A 17685-nucleotide genomic window follows, 5' to 3' on the forward strand; every position below is an offset into this window, starting at 1 on the left:
GACGAGTACCCCACCTTTCCTGCCCTCGCGCGTCCCGCCGTTCCAGACGTACCGACCAGTCGGTAACCTGCGGTCATGACCACTCCACTGCCGGAGCGCGCCGGACGGCGCTGCCACAACGCCCTCAATCCGCTGCACTCGACGCACTACTTCTCGCCGGACCTGGGGCGAGAGCTGGCCGAGGTCGGGATCAAGGACAGCAACGCCGCGTACTTCGCCGTCCGGGCCGCGGCCATGGGCCCGGTGGGTCCGGGCACGGTGACGGCGACGTTCTACAACTTCCGCCACGAGCTGGTGGCGCGGCACGTGCCCGAGGTGTGGGAGAAGGCTTCTCCGAAGACCGTCCTCGCCGCACGCGCGCGCGGCGTCGACGCGACCTGGCGACGGCTCCTCGGCGACGACGTCGTCGCCTCGAAGGAGATGGCCGAGGCGGCGGAGCTGGCCCTGCGGGCGGCCGAGGCCTGCACCAGGACCGCGCGCCCGCTGTACTCCGCCCACGCGGACCTGCCCGTGCCCGACGCGCCGCACCTCGCGTTCTGGCACGCCGCCACGCTGCTGCGCGAGCACCGGGGCGACGGTCACCTCGCGGTGCTGCTCGACGCGGAGCTCGACCCGGTCGAGGCCCTGGTGAGCCACACCGCGACCGGCAGGGGCATGGCCCCGAAGTGGGCGCTGAGTACGCGAGGCTGGTCGCGCACGCACTGGGACGCGGCGGTCGAGCGACTGCGCGAGCGCGGACTGCTCGACGCGGCGGGTGAGTTGACCGAGGCGGGCACGGCCCTGCGGGCCGGGATCGAGGCCCGCACGGACCGGCTGGACCGCGCGCCGTACGAGCATCTGGGCGCCGCCGGGGTGGAGCGCCTCACCGAGCTGGCGCGGGGCATCCTGATGCGGGCGCTGGCGGCCGGCGCCTTCCCCGAGGGCATGACCGGCAAGGGCTGACCGCGCCGATCGGCGCCCTGATCCCCCGTTGTCGGTGTCACCTGCCACAATTGCCGCGCAACCTCAGTGGAGAAGGCGGTACGGGATCGTGACGACACCCCTCGTAGGGTCCATCGAAGGCAGGATCGCCGAGGAGCTCGGCGTACGGGAGCGGCAGGTCAAGGCCGCCGTCGACTTGCTCGACGGCGGTTCGACGGTGCCCTTCATCGCCCGCTACCGCAAGGAAGCGACCGAGATGCTCGACGATGCGCAGCTGCGCACCCTCGAGGAGCGGCTGCGCTATCTGCGGGAACTGGAGGAGCGGCGCTCGGCGATCCTCGAATCGGTGCGCGAGCAGGGCAAGCTCACCGAGGAGGTCGAGGCGCAGATCCGGGGCGCCGAGACGAAGGCGCGCCTTGAGGACATCTATCTGCCGTTCAAGCCGAAGCGGCGCACGAAGGCGCAGATCGCGCGTGAGGCGGGCCTGGAGCCGCTGGCCGAGGGCCTGCTCGGCGACCCGTCGGTCGACCCGCTCGCCGCGGCGACGGCCTTCGTCGACGCGGACAAGGGCGTCGCCGACCCGCAGGCCGCGCTGGACGGCGCCCGGTCGATCCTCACCGAGCGGTTCTCGGAGGACGCCGACCTGATCGGCGAGCTGCGCGAGCGCATGTGGGTGCGCGGCCGTCTGGCCGCCAAGGTCCGGGACGGCAAGGAGGAGGCGGGCGCCAAGTTCGCCGACTACTTCGACTTCGCCGAGCCCTTCAAGGAGCTGCCCTCGCACCGCATCCTCGCCATGCTGCGCGGCGAGAAGGAGGAGGTCCTCGACCTCGTCCTGGAGCCCGAGGAGCCCTCCGAGCAGCCCGGCCCCTCCTCGTACGAGGGGATCGTCGCGCACCGCTTCCAGATCGCCGACCGTGGCCGCCCCGCCGACAAATGGCTCACCGACACGGTCCGCTGGGCCTGGCGGACCCGCATCCTCGTGCACCTCGGCATCGATCTGCGGCTGCGGCTGCGGACGGCCGCCGAGGACGAGGCGGTGAACGTCTTCGCGGCGAACCTGCGCGACCTGCTGCTCGCCGCCCCGGCGGGCACACGGTCGACGCTGGGCCTCGACCCCGGTTTCCGTACGGGCGTGAAGGTCGCCGTGGTCGACGCGACCGGCAAGGTCGTCGCGACGGACGTCATCTACCCGCACGTCCCGGCCAACAAGTGGGACGAGGCCATCGCCAAGCTCGCCCGGCTCGCCAAGGAGCACACGGTCGAGCTGATCGCGATCGGCAACGGCACGGCGTCCCGCGAGACGGACAAGCTCGCCGGTGAACTCATCACCAGGCACCCGGAGCTGCAGCTCACCAAGGTGATGGTCTCCGAGGCGGGGGCGTCGGTGTACTCGGCGTCCGCGTTCGCCTCCCAGGAACTGCCGGACATGGATGTGTCGCTGCGCGGCGCCGTCTCCATCGCGCGCCGGCTCCAGGACCCCCTCGCGGAGCTGGTGAAGATCGACCCGAAGTCCATCGGTGTCGGGCAGTACCAGCACGACCTGTCCGAGGTGAAGCTGTCCCGGTCGCTGGACGCGGTGGTCGAGGACTGTGTGAACGGCGTGGGCGTGGACGTGAACACGGCGTCCGCTCCGCTGCTCGCCCGGGTCTCCGGCATCACCTCCGGGCTCGCGGAGAACATCGTGGCGCACCGCGACGCCAACGGCCCCTTCACATCCCGTACGACCCTGAAGAACGTGGCCCGGCTCGGCCCGAAGGCGTACGAGCAGTGCGCGGGCTTCCTGCGGATCCGCGGCGGGGACGACCCGCTGGACGCGTCCAGCGTGCACCCGGAGGCGTACCCCGTGGTGCGCCGGATGGTGAAGACGGCGGGCAGCGAGGTCGCCTCCCTGATCGGCAACACCGGTGTGCTGCGCTCGCTCAGGCCGACCGACTTCGTGGACGAGACGTTCGGTCTGCCGACCGTCACGGACATCCTCAAGGAGCTGGAGAAGCCCGGGCGCGACCCGCGGCCCGCCTTCAAGACGGCCACCTTCAAGGAGGGCGTCGAGAAGATCTCCGACCTGGCCTCCGGGATGGTGCTCGAAGGGGTCGTGACGAACGTGGCCGCGTTCGGGGCGTTCGTGGACATCGGCGTGCACCAGGACGGTCTGGTGCACGTCTCGGCGATGTCGAAGACGTTCGTGAAGGACCCGCGCGATGTGGTGAAGTCGGGCGACATCGTCAAGGTGAAGGTGCTCGACATCGACATCCCGCGCAAGCGGATCTCGCTGACTCTGCGGCTCGACGACGAGGCTGCGCCGCAGGACGAGCAGGGCGGCGGTGGACGCCCCCAGCGGGGCGGGCGGCCGCCGCAGCAGCGACAGCAGCAGCGTCAGCCGCGTGGTGGTGCGGGCGGAGGCGGTGGCGGCGGTGCGCGGCAGGCCGCGCCGCCGCCGGCCAACAGCGCGATGGCCGACGCCCTGCGGCGGGCGGGGCTTGTCGATCCGAAGAAGGGCAGGCGCTGAGCCACTGAAGGTACATCGGGGAACTGCGGGCCGTCAGTGGCTGAGCGCGCAGTTCCCCGCGCCTCTGACGGGGCGCTTGCACGAGCCCCGCTCCTTAAAGTGACCGTATGGCCGACTCGCGTGTCATTACCTGGGAAGTCACGGAGAGCAAGGGGCTCGAGACCTCTTGGATCGTGTCCGGCGCCCGCTCTCTGCGGGCGCGCGGGCGTGCAGTCGGGACAGTTCCCGAGCCGTACTGGATCTCCTACGAGCTCGACACCATCGACGGGTTCGTGACCCGGCGGCTGTGTGTGACCGCCGAGACCGCCTCGGGCACAGGCTCGCTGGATCTGCGGCACGACGGCGAGGGGCACTGGACGGCGGACGGGGACTGGCTGCCCGAGCTCGGGGGCGCCCTCGACTGCGATTTGGGGCTGTGCCCGCTGACGAACACCATGCCGGTGCTGCGCCACGGCCTGCATCGCGCGCCGGGCGAGCGGGAGTTCCTGATGGCCTGGGTGTCGGTGCCGGACCTGGCCGTGCGGGCGTCACAGCAGACGTACACGCATCTCGGGCGCAGCGGGGACGGCGGGCGCGTCCGGTTCTCGTCCGGCGACTACCGCAGTGATCTGGAGTTCGACGCGGAGGGTTACGTCGTCGACTACCCCACGATGGCGCGGCGGCTGGCCATGGCCTAGCTCAGCGTTCCGTCACCTTGCCCGCCGCCACTTCCAGTCGGCGCGTGGTGTGGACGGCGTCCAGCATGCGGCGGTCGTGGGTGACGAGCAGCAGCGTGCCCTCGTACGAGTCGAGCGCCGTCTCCAGCTGTTCGATCGCGGGCAGGTCGAGGTGGTTGGTCGGCTCGTCGAGGACGAGGAGGTTGACGCCCCGGCCTTGGAGGAGGGCTAGGGCCGAGCGGGTGCGCTCGCCGGGAGAGAGGGTGGCCGCCGGGCGCAGGACGTGTTCCGACTTGAGGCCGAACTTGGCCAGCAGGGTGCGGAGCTCGGCCGGTTCGGTGTCGGGGACGGCGGCGCTGAACGCGTCGAGCAGCGCCTCGGAGCCGTGGAAGAGCTTGCGGGCCTGGTCGACCTCGCCGACGACCACACCGGAGCCGAGGGTCGCGTGACCGGCGTCCAGCGGGACCCGGCCGAGCAGGGCGCCGAGCAGGGTCGACTTGCCCGCGCCGTTGGCGCCCGTGACGGCGACCCGGTCCGCCCAGTCGATCTGGAGGGTCGCGGGGCCGAAGGTGAAGTCGCCGCGCCGCACCTCGGCGTCACGCAGGGTGGCGACGACGGCACCGGAGCGCGGTGCGGCCGCGATCTCCATCCGCAGCTCCCACTCCTTGCGCGGCTCGTCGACGACGTCCAGGCGCTCGATCATGCGCTGGGTCTGCCGGGCCTTGGCGGCCTGCTTCTCGCTGGCCTCGCTGCGGAACTTGCGGCCGATCTTGTCGTTGTCGTTGTTCGCCTTGCGCCGGGCGTTCTTGACGCCCTTGTCCATCCAGGAGCGCTGCATCTGGGCGCGGCCTTCGAGGGCGGAGCGCTTGTCGGCGTACTCCTCGTAGTCGTCGCGGGCGTGCCTGCGGGCGGTGTCGCGCTCTTCCAGATAGGCCTCGTAGCCGCCGCCGTAGAGGGTGATCTGCTGCTGGGCGAGGTCGAGTTCGAGCACCTTGGTGACCGTGCGGGTCAGGAACTCGCGGTCGTGGCTGACGACGACGGTGCCCGCGCGCAGCCCGGAGACGAAGCGTTCGAGCCGCTCCAGGCCCTCCAGGTCCAGGTCGTTGGTGGGCTCGTCGAGGAGGAAGACGTCGTAGCGGGACAGGAGCAGGGAGGCGAGTCCGGCGCGGGCCGCCTGGCCGCCGGACAGCGACGTCATCGGCTGGTCGAGGTCGACGCCGAGCCCGAGGGTGTCGGCGACCTCCTCGGCGCGCTCGTCGAGGTCGGCGCCGCCGAGGTCGAGCCAGCGCTCCAGGCTCTCCGCGTACGCGTCGTCCGCGCCCGGCGCGCCGTCGACGAGCGCCTGCGTCGCCTCGTCCATCACGCGCTGGGCCTCGGCCACACCGGTGCGCCGGGCCAGGAACTCCCGGACGCTCTCGCCCTCCCGCCGCTCCGGCTCCTGCGGCAGATGCCCGACGCTCGCCGACGGCGGGGACAGCCGCAGCTCCCCCTCCTCGGGCGTGAGCAGGCCGGCGAGCATCCGCAGCAGGGTGGACTTGCCCGCGCCGTTGGCACCGACGAGCCCGATCACATCGCCGGGCGCGACCACGAGGTCAAGCCCGGAGAAGAGCGAGCGGTCGCCGTGTCCGGCGGCGAGGTTCTTGGCGACGAGAGTGGCAGTCATCAGGAGGCCGATCCTAACGGCCCGGCCGCCCCGGCTGCGCCCCCGTTTCCGGGCGGGGCTACGTCCCCGTTTCCGGGCGGGGCCGCGCTTCCGTTCCCGTGCGGCTCGCTCAGTGGGCCATCGCCTCCACCAGCACGCTCCCCGAGGTCCGCGCCACGAGGAAGGACTGCCCCTTCACGGCCTTGGCGTCCAGCGCGATCCGGTGCCGGCCCGCCTCCAGGATCCCGTCAAAGACCTCCTGCGTGTGTGTGCGGTACAGCCGGTCGAGGCGGTACGCGGTGATCTTGACCCGGCAGGTGGAGGTGACCTCGATGCCCGCCTCGCCGTCGGCGGCGACGAGGCGGGTGAGGCGGCGCAGCTCGCGGGGGCCCCGGTCCAGGGCGTACTCGATCTGCGCGACGAGGAGCGGGATGATCGGGGCCAGCCCGTCGACGTGGGCGACCTCGACCCCGGCCCGCTCGAAGGACCGCCGTACGGCCGCGCGCTCCGGCTCGCCGACGGCGCGCCCGAAGGCCACCGCGCCGTATCCGCGGAGTTCCTCGGCCGGGACGTCGGTGGCGTCACGGGTGATGTCGGCGCCGATGCCGATGGTGCGCAGGGCGGCGGCCAGTTTGGCGAGCACGGCGACCCGGGCCCCGATGAGCAGGACCCGGCGGCGCGCCCCGGGATCACCCGAGAGCAGCGAGTTCAGCGCGTCGCGGTACTCGGCGCCACGGAAGCGGAACGGCCCTATCCCGTGGTAGCCGTTGAGCTCCAGATCGGCGTGTTCGTCGGTTTGCCAGGCGAAGTCGCGCCATACGTAGTCGTCGGTGGAGTGGGCGGAGTCGGCGGAGTCGGCGGAGTCGGCGGAGTCGGCGGAGTCGGCGGAGTCGGCGGAGTCGGCGGAGTCGGCGGAGTCGGCGGAGTCGGCGGAGTCGGTGGAGTGGGTGGAGTGGGCGGAGTCGGTGGCGTGGGACTTCTCGATGACGGCGGTCACGGCACCGCATTCGATGCCCTGGCACTCGGGGCAGCCGTAGATCACGTACCGGCCGCCGTCGAGCGGAGCCTCGGCCTCCAGGAGAAGGCTTCGGACCTGGGCGGTGAAGATCGCGGGTGGTACGTCGGAGGCGAGCGGGGACACCGCGTCGAGGTCGGAGAGCTGGTACAGCAGCGGGCGCCCGTCGACGATGAAGTCGACGAAGTCCCGGTGCACTTGGTAGTCACCGTTGGCGAGGACTCCACCGGCACGCATCGCCGGTGCCAGGCCGAAGGTCGCGTACTCGGCAGACATGCTGTGAGTATCCCCAGACTGGGAGTGATGTGAGCACGGCATGACATATTCCGCTAGCGTCCCGGCGTGGAGAACGCGCGAAGCGGTGATGTGGTCGTGGTCGGCAGCGGGGTCATCGGGCTGACGACGGCCGTGGTCCTGGCCGAGCGCGGCCGCCGGGTACGGGTGTGGGCGCGGGAGCCCGGCGAGCTGACCACCTCGGCGGTTGCCGGCGCGCTGTGGTGGCCGTACCGCATCCGGCCGAAGGCGCTCGCGGGTGAATGGGCCCTCCAATCACTCTCCGTGTACGAGGAGTTGGCGGCCCGGCCCCGGGAGACGGGCGTACGCGTGGTCGAGGGCGTACAGGGCGAGACGCGACTGGACGCGCTGGAGCCGTGGGCCGCCCGGGTGCCGGGACTTCGGGCCACAACGGCCGAGGAGTACACGGGTACGGGGCTGTGGGCCCGGCTGCCGCTGATCGACATGCCGGTGCATCTGCGCTGGCTGCGCGAGCGGTTTCTGACGGCGGGCGGGCGCATCGAGACACGGACGGTGACGGATCTCGCGGAGGTCGAGGCGCCGGTCGTCGTCAACTGCACGGGGCTGGGCGCCCACACGCTCGTACCGGATCCGGCCGTACGGCCCGTGCGCGGGCAGCTCGTGATCGTGGAGAACCCCGGGATCCGCACCTGGGTCGTCTCGACGGACCCGGAGGCCGGGACGACCACCTATGTCTTCCCGCACCCGGACCGGCTCGTGCTGGGCGGCACGACCGACGAGGACAACTGGTCGCTCACGCCCGATCCGGCGGCGGCCGGGGCGATCGTCGAACGATGTGTGGCGCTGCGGCCCGAGATCGCCGGGGCGCGTGTGCTCGGCCATCGGGTGGGGCTGCGGCCGGTGCGCGACACGGTCCGCCTGGAGCGCGAAGTGCTGCCGGACGGGCGGGTGTTGGTGCACCACTACGGCCATGGCGGCGCGGGCGTCACGGTGGCCTGGGGCTGTGCGCGGGAGGCGGCCGAGCTCGCGCTGGGCGAGGGCCCGGCCGCCGTGCGCTGAGGGCGTCAGCGGATCAGCGGGTCTCCCCCGGGACCCGGAGGGCGCCGCCCGGATCGCCCACGCCGTCGAGGCCGGCCGTGCTCGCGGCGGCAATGGATCCCGCCGTCGCCCTGGCGAAGGCCCCGGCGCCGCCGACGAAGGGGACACGGGCCGACGTACGGGACAGGTCCAGGGTCAGGGTGGGCGTGCTCGACGGGGGGTCGATGAGGTCCCTGTCGGTGCCCGCGACGATCAGGGCGAGCCGGTGGCCCGCCGGGACGACGTGGTCGGTGGCGGCCAGGTCGAGCGTGATCGTGTACGCCTTGCCCGGGGTGAGCGGGACGCCCTTGCCGGGGGAGGCGTAGGTGCCGAGGTCGGCCCAGCCGCGGCTGAGGACCGTGGAGGCGACGTCGGTCGTCCTCGCGCGGGTGACCTTGAAGCAGGAGCTGTCGCCGGTGCTGCTCGGGCCCCAGCAGGTGCGGTCGGTGAGGGTGGTGATGCCCTCTCCCCCGGCGGCGTAGTCGCGGATGGTGTCCGGGCCGAGGTCGACGAGGACCGCGGAGAGGTGGGCGGTCGAGGTGGTCGGTGTGGCGGTGACGGTCACCTTGGAGGAGCCGGACAGACGCAGGTCCCGGGTCAGCGGCTCGGTGACGAACCCGGCCTTCTCGGAGCTGGACCGGTCGATGTTCGCGGCCCAGTCGGTCTCGCTCAGCCGCGGGTCGTCGGTGAAGGTCTCGGTTCCGTGGCCCGTACGCAGGCCAAGGGTGCCGACGCCCGCCTGGGTGCCCGTGCCCGGACGGAGTGTCGTCGTCTCCGTCCCGCGGGGCGGCCAGACGCCGGAGGTGACCCACTGGTCGGGGTGGCGTTCGATGTCGGCCATGGGCTCGTCGTCGATGCCGTTGTCGTAGCCGAGGAGTTCGTGGTCGAACCAGCGGTGCAGGGTGTCGACCCAGGCGCCACGGCGGAAGTCGAAGGGGTCGACGTGGCCGGTCTGGGAGAGCCAGATCTTGCGCTCGACACCGTTCTTGGCGAGGGCGTTCCACCACAGGCCGAAGTTCTTGGTGCGGACGTTGAGGTCCTGCATGCCGTGCACCAGGAAGACGCTCGCCCTGACCTTGCTCGCGTCCTTCACATAGTCGCGCTCGGTCCAGAACGGCGTCCGGTCGCCGGTGCGCGGGGCCCCGTCGACGATCTTCTGCTGTACGGCGGCGCACTTGGCGCGGGCGTCGGGGCTGTCGACGTAGTCGGAGAGCCAGTCCGGGCCCGAGTCGTAGAGCGGGGCGCCCTGGGCGAAGTAGTAGTCGTACCAGGAGGAGATCGCGCTGATCGGCACGATGGTCTTCAGGCCCTTGACGCCGGTCGCGGCGACACCGTTGGCGATGGTGCCGTCCCAGCTCTTGCCGATCATGCCGGTCCTGCCGTTGGTCCAGGTCGCCTTGGCACGGTCGGCGCCGGTACGCGTCGTGTAGCCCTTGGCCCGGCCGTTGAGCCAGTCGACCACGGCCTTCGCGGACTGGATGTCGGAGCGGCCGCCGACGTCCACACAGCCGTCGGAGCGGTTGGTTCCGGCCAGGTCGACACCGACGAAGGCGTAGCCGCGCGGCACGAAGTAGTTGTCGTAGAACAACGGCATCTGGACGACGTCGCCGTTCGCGTCGTACGTCTTCAGCTGGCTCTCGTTGCCGCGTCCGCAGCAGGAGTAGTACGGGCTGGCGTCCATGATCACGGGGACCTTGCGGCCCTGCTGGGCGAGTTCGCGGGGCCGGACGATGTCTACGGCGACCCGGTCGGACCTTCCGTCGCCGTCACCGTCGAGGCCGGTGTCCACCCAGACGGACTCGCGGATCGCGTTCTCGTACGAGTAGACCGGGGTGCTCTCCCGGGACGCGCCGTGTGCGGCGGCGGGGGCGAGGAAGACGGCCATCAGGGCGGCGGTGACCGCCGTCGCGAGCGATCTCCAGGTCATGAAGCGCATACGGCGCCATGGTGTCGGCATGCGCGGAAGGTACCCCGGTCAACTCCCCTGCAAAAGAGGGTCCATGGGTGCCGCAGGGCCCGAATCGGTCATGTCGGCCGAATGGCGATCGTGTGACAGGAGCGGCGATGGACAGGGTGGAGGCACAGGGAGTCAATAGGCTCCCAACTGTCCTCGTTCTCCCACGACTTGGAGCTCGACGTGCACCGCAGACTCATCGCCCCGGGCGCGCTCGCCGCCTCTCTGCTGCTGGCGATCCCGGCATCGGCGGCCGACTACCAGCCCGGGGCGCCCGGTATCGGCGACCCCTACTACCCGGCCTACGGCAACGGCGGATACGACGTCTCGCACTACGACCTGCGGCTCACCTACCAGCCCACGACGGACGAACTGGCGGGAACCGCGACCCTGCTGGCGACCACCACCGAGGATCTCTCACGGTTCGATCTGGACTTCCTGCTGGATGTGAGCGAGGTGCGGGTCAACGGGGCGAAGGCCTCGTTCACCACCTCGGGCCAGCACGAACTGGAGGTCACCCCGGCGACACCGCTGCCCAAGGGCAGGTCCGTCACGATCGTCGTCCGCTACAGCGGGGTGCCCTCGACGAAGAGCGCGTACGGCTTCTCGACCTGGCACCGCACCCCGGACGGGGCTGTCGCGGCAGACGAGCCCGAGTCGGCCTGGTGGTGGTTCCCGAGCAACGACCACCCGAGCGACAAGGCCACGTACGACGTCTCGGTCGCCGTGCCGGACGGCACCCAGGTCATCTCCAACGGCACACTCCAGTCGGTGAGTTCACAGCTCGGCCGGACCCGCTACGCCTGGCGTTCGAACAAGCCGCAGGCGACATATCTGGCCACACTGGCGATCGGCAAGTTCGACATCACGACCAGCACGTCGGAGGGCGGCGTCCCGGTCATGAACGCCTACAGCAGGGCTCTCGGCGACAACGACGGCGCGGCGCGCGCCAGCGTGGAGCGGACCGGGGAGATCGTCGACTGGCTGAGCGGCTACTTCGGGCCGTATCCCTTCAGTTCCGTCGGCGGGTACGTCCCCAACACCACCACCGGGTACGCGCTGGAGACGCAGACCCGGGTGTACTACAGCCCCCGGCAATTCGCGCGCGGCTCCAACACCTACGTCGTCGCACACGAGTTGGCGCATCAGTGGTACGGGGACGACGTGTCGCTGAAGGGCTGGAAGGACATCTGGATCAACGAGGGCTTCGCGCGGTACGCGGAGTGGCTGTGGTCCGAGCACGAGGGCGAGGGGACGGCGCAGGAACTCGCCGACTACGTGTACGCCTCGCATCCGGCGGACGACGCCTTCTGGACGGTCGCACCGGGTGATCCGGGGCCGGACAACCAGTTCGACCTCGCCGTCTACGACCGGGGAGCACTGGCGGTCCAGGCGCTGCGCAACGAGGTCGGGGACGACGCCTTCTTCACCATCCTGAAGGGGTGGCCGAAGGAGCACGCCTACGGGAACGCGTCGGTCGGGGACTTCCAGAAGTACGCGGAACAGGTGTCCGGCACCTCGCTCGCCGCCCTGTTCGACACCTGGCTGTTCCAGCCGTCGAAGCCGGCGGCACCCGCGGCACGCAGCGCGTCGATCTCGGGGGCCGGGGCCGCCGAAGGGGCGCCCGCTCAGCCCAGGTCGTGGAAGAAGATCGCGGCGACCGACGCGGTCCACTCCGGCTGAGCCGGGACTTCGGCCGGTGGGCCGGGACTTCGGCTGAGCCGGGACTCCGGCCTTCGAACGGGCTCTTTGCCCCACCCGCCCCGCGACCTTCTCGGCGGTGCGCGGGTGGGGCCTTCCGAGGAAGGTGCCGGCTGCCTCAGTTGCTCTGTTCCACGGGGGCCGCGACCTGCTCGCCCACGATGCGGCTCGCCAGGTCGGAGGCCAGTTCCGAGACGGACACGCGGAGTTCGGCCTCGGCGGCCGCGCACTCGGCCTCAATGCGGGCGCGGCCCTCGGCCAGCGCGGCGTCACGTGCGCGCTGCCCGTCCGCACGGGCCTCGGCGATCAGGGCGGCGCCCTGTTCGAGGGACTGCTGGCGGATGCGGGCGGCTTCGTGACGGGCCTCGGCCAGCAGGGTTTCTGCCGTGGCATGCTCCTGCGCCGCGCGGGCGCGCACTGCCTCGGCCCGGTTCCTGGTGCCGTTGATCGCGTCGTCGCGTGCTTCGAGCACCTGGTTCATCCGCGGCAGCAACCGCGCGACGAACACATAGGCGAAGGCGAACAGCACCAGTGCGTAGCCGAGATCCTGAACCTTCGGGTTGAGTGGGCCTATGGGGTAGGGGATGAGATCCATGGCCGTGATGTACCCGCTCATGCGTGCGAGCCAACGCGCATCTGCGCCAGAGTTGACCGAAAACAGCCCCTACGGTCGGCCCCGGTGCCCCGCCGGGGGCGCGGGGAACCGCGCGCCCGGCCTTCGGGCACCGCTCACCCCCCGTGGTCGTACACCGTCACCGCCACCCCCCGCTCCACCAGCCGTCGCATGATGAGCGGCTCCACACGGGACCAGTCGCCGCCGGCCAGACCGCAGCCGATGCGGGGCATGTGGACGGACGCGTCGAAATCGGCGGCCTTGGTCGCCAGATGGGCGAGGCCCGTGTCGATCGCCTGGTAGCGGACGGGGACCCCCTTGCTGCCCGTCCGGATACCCCGCTGGCCTATCAGGTTCGCCACCCACACATACTTCTCGACCTGGACGAACTGGACCGCGCCCAGCCCGAAGTCGTTGTGCGCCCGGTCCCGGTGCCACGCCCGGTACGCCGCCTCCGGCTCGGGCCAGCGGCGGGAGAGGGCGAGGACGAAGCCCTTCCCCCAGCCTCCGACGTCGTTGCAGACGTGGGCGATCAGCTTGACGCCCTTGACCGACGGCACGGTGGCGTCACCCCGGACATATCCGATCCCCGACATGACGTCACCGTAGGCGCCGCCACTGACAGTGGCGCCTGACCTGCTACTGCGTCTGCTGCTTCGTCCGCTACTTCGTCCGCTACTTCGTGAGCTTGCTCAGCTCCTGGTCCGCGGTCTTCGAGACCCGGCGGCGGACCGCGAACCAGCCGCCGACCAACAGGGCCGCGATCACCGGGACGAGGAGCAGGGTCTTGCGGCCGACGTCCGGGTCGTTCCCCATCAGGCCGAGCACGGCCAGCAGGAAGACGATCGTGACGATCTCGGTGACGGGGCTGCCGGGGAGCCGGAAGGACGGGCGGGTGACCAGGCCGTCCTTGGCGCGGCGGACGAACACCAGATGACAGATCATGATGATCACCCAGGTGCTGATGATGCCCAGGGACGCCACGTTCAGAACGATCTCGAAGGCCTGGCTCGGCATCAGATAGTTCAGGCCGACACCGAGCACACACACGGCACAGGTGAGCAGGATGCCGCCGTACGGGACCTGGTTGCGGTTCATCCTCGCGGTGAACCTGGGCGCGGAACCCGCCACGGCCATGGAGCGCAGGATGCGGCCGGTGGAGTACAGGCCGGAGTTCAGGGACGACATGGCCGCGGTGAGGACGACCAGGTTCATGACGTCACCGGCGCCCTGGACGCCGATCTTCGACAGGACGGTGACGAAGGGGCTCTCGTCCGCCGAGTAGACCGAACCGGGCAGCAGCAGCGCGAGCAGGACGACCGAGCCGACGTAGAACAGACCCACACGCCACATGATCGAGTTCACCGCGCGCGGGACGACCTTCTCCGGCTCGGCGGTCTCACCCGCGGCGACGCCGACCAGCTCCAGGGCCGCGTACGCGAAGATCACGCCCTGCATCACCAGGACGACCGGCATGGTCCCGTGCGGGAGGAGACCACCGTGGTCCGTGATGACGCTCAGTCCCGGCTTCCGGCCGCCCACCTCGTGGTGGGTGGCCAGCAGGAAGATGCCGACCAGCATGAAGGAGACGAGTGTGGCGACCTTGACGATCGCGAACCAGAACTCCATCTCGCCGAAGATCTTCACCGAGATCAGGTTGACGGCCAGGACCACCGCGAGGGCGATCAGGGCCAGCACCCACTGCGGGATGTCGGTGAAGAAGCTCCAGTAGTGCGTGTAGAGCGCGATCGCGGTGATGTCGGCGATACCGGTCGTCGACCAGTTGAGGAAGTACATCCACCCGGCGACGTACGCGCCCTTCTCACCGAGGAACTCGCGCGCGTAGGACACGAAGGAACCGGAGGAGGGCCGGTAGAGGACCAGTTCGCCGAGGGCCCGCACGACGAAGAACGCGAAGACGCCGCAGACGAGATAGGCGACGGCCAGCGCGGGGCCCGCGGTGTGGAGGCGGCCGCCGGCACCGAGGAAGAGTCCGGTGCCGATCGCGCCGCCGATGGCGATCATGTTGACGTGGCGGGCCTTGAGGTCCTTGCTGTAACCGGCGTCGCCCGCGTCCGCGGGCGTACGGGCCGCGTCGGTGCGGGATGCGGCCTCGGCCGTGTCCACGGCGTCCTTGCTCACGGATGGATCTACTCTCTGGTGCGCCCGCGCACCGGGTGCGCGGGTGTCCGGATGTGCCTCGGTCCGCGCCACCCCTGACACGGCACGGACCAAGGAGCCACCCTCCCCGAGGGATCACCCCGGATGCGATGGCACACCTCACATCGCGGAACATCTCACATGGTGATCAATGGGTACAGAACTCACCGACAGCGCTTTCACAGGTCCGGTGAGACAGCAATACTGTTACACCTGATCGGTGCACCATCGAAGAGGCGAGGACCTGTCATGACCACGGACACCGAGGAGCCGGCGCTCACGGTCGACGAGCTGGCCGCGCGCGCGGGCGTCACAGTCCGTACGGTCCGCTTCTACAGCTCCAAGGGGCTGCTGCCGCCGCCCGCGATCGGACCCCGCCGGGTGGGGCACTACAGCCAGGAGCATCTGGCCCGGCTCGCACTCATCGAGGAGTTGCAGCGCCAGGGCATGACGCTGGCCGCGATCGAGCGCCATCTGCAGCAGCTGCCGCCCGACCTGAGCGCCCAGGATCTCGCCATCCATCGTGCCGTGGTGGCCTCCTGGGCGCCGGACGCCACGGAGGACGTGACGCGCGAGGAACTGGAGCGGCGGGCCGGCCGCCCCCTGGGGCAACAGGATCTGGAGCGGCTCGTCGCGATGAGCGTCATCGAGCGGGCCGAGGACTCCTCGGTCTTCTTCCGTGCGGACCCGACGCTGCTGGCGCTCGGCGTCCAGCTCCTCGACGTACCCCTCGCGCACGAGACGATCCTCGCGGCGCGGAGCGTCCTGCTGGAACACTCACGCGCGGCGGCACGGGAGCTCTCCACGCTGCTGCGCGAGGCGGTGGGCGAGCACGAGTCGGTGGCGGCGGTGAAGTCCCTGTCGGCGCACATGCAGCCGCTGGTGGTGCAGGCGCTGCTGACCACGTTCCAGCGCTCCCTGAAGGAGGAGCTGCGGGAGTGGCTCAAGGAGTCCTGAGCCACTCCCCCGCTCACCGATGCGCCGGCGCTACTTGTCGCTGAACCTCTCGCCCTTCTCCGCCTTCTCCACGAGCAGCGCGGGCGGCGTGAACCGCTCCCCGTAGCGCTCGGCGAGTTCACGCGCGCGTGCCACGAATCCGGGCAGTCCGGCGGCTGCCCCGGCGTAACCGCCGTATCCGTTGATGTACTGGAGCACGCCGCCGGTCCAGCCCGGGAAGCCGATCCCGAAGATGGAACCGATGTTGGCGTCGGCGACCGAGGTCAGCACGCCCTCCTCCAGGAGCCGGACGGTGTCCAACGCCTCGGAGAAGAGCATGCGCTCCCGCATGTCCTCGAAGGGGATCTCGTGGCCGGGCTTGGTGTAGTGCTCGCGCAACCCGGGCCACAGCTTGCCGCGCTTTCCGTCCGCGCCGTACTCGTAGAAGCCCGCGCCGCCGCTGCGCCCGGTGCGGCCGAACTCGTCGACCATGCGGTCGATGACCGCCTCCGCCGGGTGCGTCTGCCAGGTGCCGCCCGCCTCCTCGACGGCCTGCCTGGACTCCTTGCGGATCTTGCGGGGCAGGGTGAGCGTCAGCTCGTCCATCAGGGACAGGACCTTGGCGGGATAGCCCGCCTGGGCCGCCGCCTGCTCGACGGAGGCGGGCTCGATGCCCTCGCCTACCATCGCGACGCCCTCGTTGATGAAGTGGCCGATGACGCGGGAGGTGAAGAAGCCGCGCGAGTCGTTGACGACGATCGGGGTCTTCTTGATCTGCCGTACGAGGTCGAAGGCGCGCGCCAGTGCCTCGTCGCCGGTCCGCTCGCCCTTGATGATCTCGACCAGCGGCATCTTGTCGACGGGCGAGAAGAAGTGCAGTCCGATGAAGTCGCCCTGCCGCTCCACACCCTCGGCGAGCACGGTGATCGGCAGGGTCGAGGTGTTGGAGCACAGCAGCGCGTCGGGCTCGACGACGTTCTGGATCTCCTGGAACACCTTGTGCTTGAGGGCGGTGTCCTCGAAGACGGCCTCGATCACCGCGTCGCAGCCGGCCAGGTCGTTCGGGTCGCCGGTGGGCGTGATGCGGGCGAGCAGTTCGTCGGCCTTCTCCTGGGTCGTACGACCGCGGGAGATGGCCTTCGCGCAGAGCTTCTCGGAGTAGGCCCTGCCCTTGGCCGCCGCGTCCGCCGACACGTCCTTCAGGACGACGTCGATGCCCGCGCGGGCGCACGAGTAGGCGATGCCCGCGCCCATCATCCCCGCGCCGAGGACGGCGACCTTGCGGACCTTGCGCGGTTCGATGCCCTGGGGGCGGTTGGCGCCGGAGTTGACCGCCTGGAGGTCGAAGAAGAACGCCTGGATCATGTTCTTGGACGTCTGCCCGGTGACCAGCTCGGTGAAGTAGCGGGCCTCGATGGTCTGCGCGGTCTCGAAGTCGACCTGGGAGCCCTCGACGGCGGCCGCCATGATGTTGCGCGGCGCCGGGTAGGGGGCGCCGTTCAGCTGCTTCCTCAGGTTGGCCGGGAAGGCGGGCAGGTTGGCGGCGAACTTCGGGTTCGACGGCGTGCCGCCCGGGATCTTGTAGCCGGGCCTGTCCCAGGGCTGCTGCGACTCGGGGTTGGCGTCGATGAAGGCGCGCGCCTTGGCGAGCATCTCCTCGGGGGTGGCCGCCACTTCGTGGACGAGGCCGTTCTCCAGGGCCCGCTGCGGGGAGTACTGGGTGCCCTGGAGGAGCACCTTCAGCAGAGCGTCGGTGATGCCCATGAGGCGGACGGTGCGGGTGACGCCGCCACCCGCGGGCAGCAGGCCGAGGGTGACCTCGGGCAGGCCGATCTTGGAGCCGGGGGCGTCGAGGGCGACACGGTGGTGGGAGGCGAGGGCGATCTCGTAGCCGCCGCCGAGGGCCGCGCCGTTGAGGGCGGCGACGACCGGCTTGCCCAGGGTCTCGATGCGGCGCAGGGAGGACTTGATGGCCATGCCGGTGTCGAAGGCGTCCTGGGCGTTCTCCGGACCTGCCTTGATCATGTCCTTGAGGTCGCCGCCCGCGAAGAAGGTCTTCTTGGCGGAGGTGTAGATGATGCCCCGGATGGAGTCCTTCTCGGTCTCGGCGCGCTCGGCGATCGCCGCGATCGAGTCCTTGAAGGCCTGGTTCATGGTGTTGGCCGACTGGTTGGGATCGTCGAGGACGAGGGTGACGACACCGGTCTCGTCCTGTTCCCAGCGGATGGTGGTGCTCTCGGTCATGAGGA

13 protein-coding genes are annotated in these 17685 nt (G+C 70.6%); 6 read left to right on the forward strand and 7 right to left on the reverse strand.

Features of this window, described 5'->3' with window-relative positions; genetic code table 11:
* Nucleotides 1–75 precede the first annotated feature (75 nt).
* The 3 genes from RV986_RS07895 (at nucleotide 76) to RV986_RS07905 (ending at nucleotide 4104) form a co-directional block, all read left to right on the forward strand.
* Nucleotides 76–942: an SCO6745 family protein gene (locus RV986_RS07895; RefSeq protein ID WP_475916697.1), complete on the forward strand. Its 867-nt coding sequence runs from the start codon at nucleotides 76–78 to the stop codon at nucleotides 940–942.
* A gap of 88 nt (nucleotides 943–1030) precedes the next feature.
* Nucleotides 1031–3427 carry a Tex family protein gene (locus tag RV986_RS07900; RefSeq protein WP_475916698.1) on the forward strand — a complete coding sequence of 799 codons (2397 nt, stop codon included), beginning with the start codon at nucleotides 1031–1033 and terminating at the stop codon, nucleotides 3425–3427.
* 107 nt (nucleotides 3428–3534) lie between these two features.
* A complete protein-coding gene (locus RV986_RS07905) occupies nucleotides 3535–4104 on the forward strand; it encodes a putative glycolipid-binding domain-containing protein (RefSeq protein ID WP_475916699.1) in 570 nt (189 codons plus the stop codon).
* A gap of 1 nt (nucleotide 4105) precedes the next feature.
* On the opposite strand, the gene RV986_RS07910 is transcribed toward RV986_RS07905, so the two are convergent.
* A complete protein-coding gene (locus tag RV986_RS07910; protein ID WP_475916700.1) occupies nucleotides 4106–5746 on the reverse strand; it encodes an ABC-F family ATP-binding cassette domain-containing protein in 1641 nt (546 codons plus the stop codon).
* Between the two features lie 109 nt (nucleotides 5747–5855).
* Nucleotides 5856–7016, reverse strand: coding sequence for an oxidoreductase (locus tag RV986_RS07915; RefSeq protein ID WP_475916701.1), 1161 nt, complete (start codon nucleotides 7014–7016; stop codon nucleotides 5856–5858).
* Nucleotides 7017–7082: 66 nt separating this feature from the next.
* Here RV986_RS07915 and RV986_RS07920 point away from each other — a divergent pair, with 66 nt between their 5' ends.
* The gene (locus RV986_RS07920; protein ID WP_475916702.1) at nucleotides 7083–8054 is read left to right on the forward strand and encodes an FAD-dependent oxidoreductase; all 972 of its coding nucleotides are present in this window, start codon (nucleotides 7083–7085) and stop codon (nucleotides 8052–8054) included.
* A gap of 13 nt (nucleotides 8055–8067) precedes the next feature.
* Here the strand turns inward: RV986_RS07920 and RV986_RS07925 are convergent, their stop codons facing one another.
* Nucleotides 8068–10029 (reverse strand): Xaa-Pro dipeptidyl-peptidase, encoded by a 1962-nt coding sequence (locus tag RV986_RS07925; RefSeq protein ID WP_475916703.1) that lies wholly within the window; start codon nucleotides 10027–10029, stop codon nucleotides 8068–8070.
* A 180-nt stretch (nucleotides 10030–10209) separates the two neighbouring features.
* Here RV986_RS07925 and RV986_RS07930 point away from each other — a divergent pair, with 180 nt between their 5' ends.
* The gene (locus tag RV986_RS07930; RefSeq protein ID WP_475916704.1) at nucleotides 10210–11709 is read left to right on the forward strand and encodes a M1 family metallopeptidase; all 1500 of its coding nucleotides are present in this window, start codon (nucleotides 10210–10212) and stop codon (nucleotides 11707–11709) included.
* 136 nt (nucleotides 11710–11845) lie between these two features.
* Here RV986_RS07930 and RV986_RS07935 read toward each other — a convergent pair whose 3' ends face one another.
* The 3 genes from RV986_RS07935 to RV986_RS07945 form a co-directional block, all read right to left on the reverse strand.
* Entirely contained in the window at nucleotides 11846–12343 is a 498-nt protein-coding gene (locus RV986_RS07935; protein ID WP_475916705.1) for a F0F1 ATP synthase subunit B family protein, read from the reverse strand.
* A gap of 113 nt (nucleotides 12344–12456) precedes the next feature.
* On the reverse strand, nucleotides 12457–12936 hold the full coding sequence (locus RV986_RS07940; protein ID WP_475916706.1) for a macro domain-containing protein: 480 nt from the start codon (nucleotides 12934–12936) through the stop codon (nucleotides 12457–12459).
* Nucleotides 12937–13015: 79 nt separating this feature from the next.
* Entirely contained in the window at nucleotides 13016–14482 is a 1467-nt protein-coding gene (locus RV986_RS07945; RefSeq protein WP_475916707.1) for an amino acid permease, read from the reverse strand.
* A 267-nt stretch (nucleotides 14483–14749) separates the two neighbouring features.
* Between RV986_RS07945 and RV986_RS07950 the strand changes: the two genes are divergently transcribed.
* Nucleotides 14750–15457, forward strand: coding sequence for a MerR family transcriptional regulator (locus RV986_RS07950; protein WP_475916708.1), 708 nt, complete (start codon nucleotides 14750–14752; stop codon nucleotides 15455–15457).
* Between the two features lie 30 nt (nucleotides 15458–15487).
* On the opposite strand, the gene RV986_RS07955 is transcribed toward RV986_RS07950, so the two are convergent.
* A complete protein-coding gene (locus RV986_RS07955; RefSeq protein WP_475916709.1) occupies nucleotides 15488–17680 on the reverse strand; it encodes a 3-hydroxyacyl-CoA dehydrogenase NAD-binding domain-containing protein in 2193 nt (730 codons plus the stop codon).
* Nucleotides 17681–17685: the final 5 nt, after the last annotated feature.

The sequence above is a fragment of the Streptomyces sp. RLA012 genome (genome assembly GCF_056270325.1).

Excerpts from the sequence above, each read along its gene's own strand:
- RV986_RS07895 (WP_475916697.1), top strand. The coding sequence starts at position 76 with ATGACCACTCCACTGCCGGAGCGCGCCGGACGGCGCTGCCACAACGCC.
- RV986_RS07905 (WP_475916699.1), top strand. The coding sequence starts at position 3,535 with ATGGCCGACTCGCGTGTCATTACCTGGGAAGTCACGGAGAGCAAGGGG.
- RV986_RS07910 (WP_475916700.1), bottom strand. The coding sequence starts at position 5,746 with ATGACTGCCACTCTCGTCGCCAAGAACCTCGCCGCCGGACACGGCGAC.
- RV986_RS07915 (WP_475916701.1), bottom strand. The coding sequence starts at position 7,016 with ATGTCTGCCGAGTACGCGACCTTCGGCCTGGCACCGGCGATGCGTGCC.
- RV986_RS07925 (WP_475916703.1), bottom strand. The coding sequence starts at position 10,029 with ATGCCGACACCATGGCGCCGTATGCGCTTCATGACCTGGAGATCGCTC.
- RV986_RS07935 (WP_475916705.1), bottom strand. The coding sequence starts at position 12,343 with ATGAGCGGGTACATCACGGCCATGGATCTCATCCCCTACCCCATAGGC.
- RV986_RS07940 (WP_475916706.1), bottom strand. The coding sequence starts at position 12,936 with ATGTCGGGGATCGGATATGTCCGGGGTGACGCCACCGTGCCGTCGGTC.
- RV986_RS07950 (WP_475916708.1), top strand. The coding sequence starts at position 14,750 with ATGACCACGGACACCGAGGAGCCGGCGCTCACGGTCGACGAGCTGGCC.
- RV986_RS07955 (WP_475916709.1), bottom strand. The coding sequence starts at position 17,680 with ATGACCGAGAGCACCACCATCCGCTGGGAACAGGACGAGACCGGTGTC.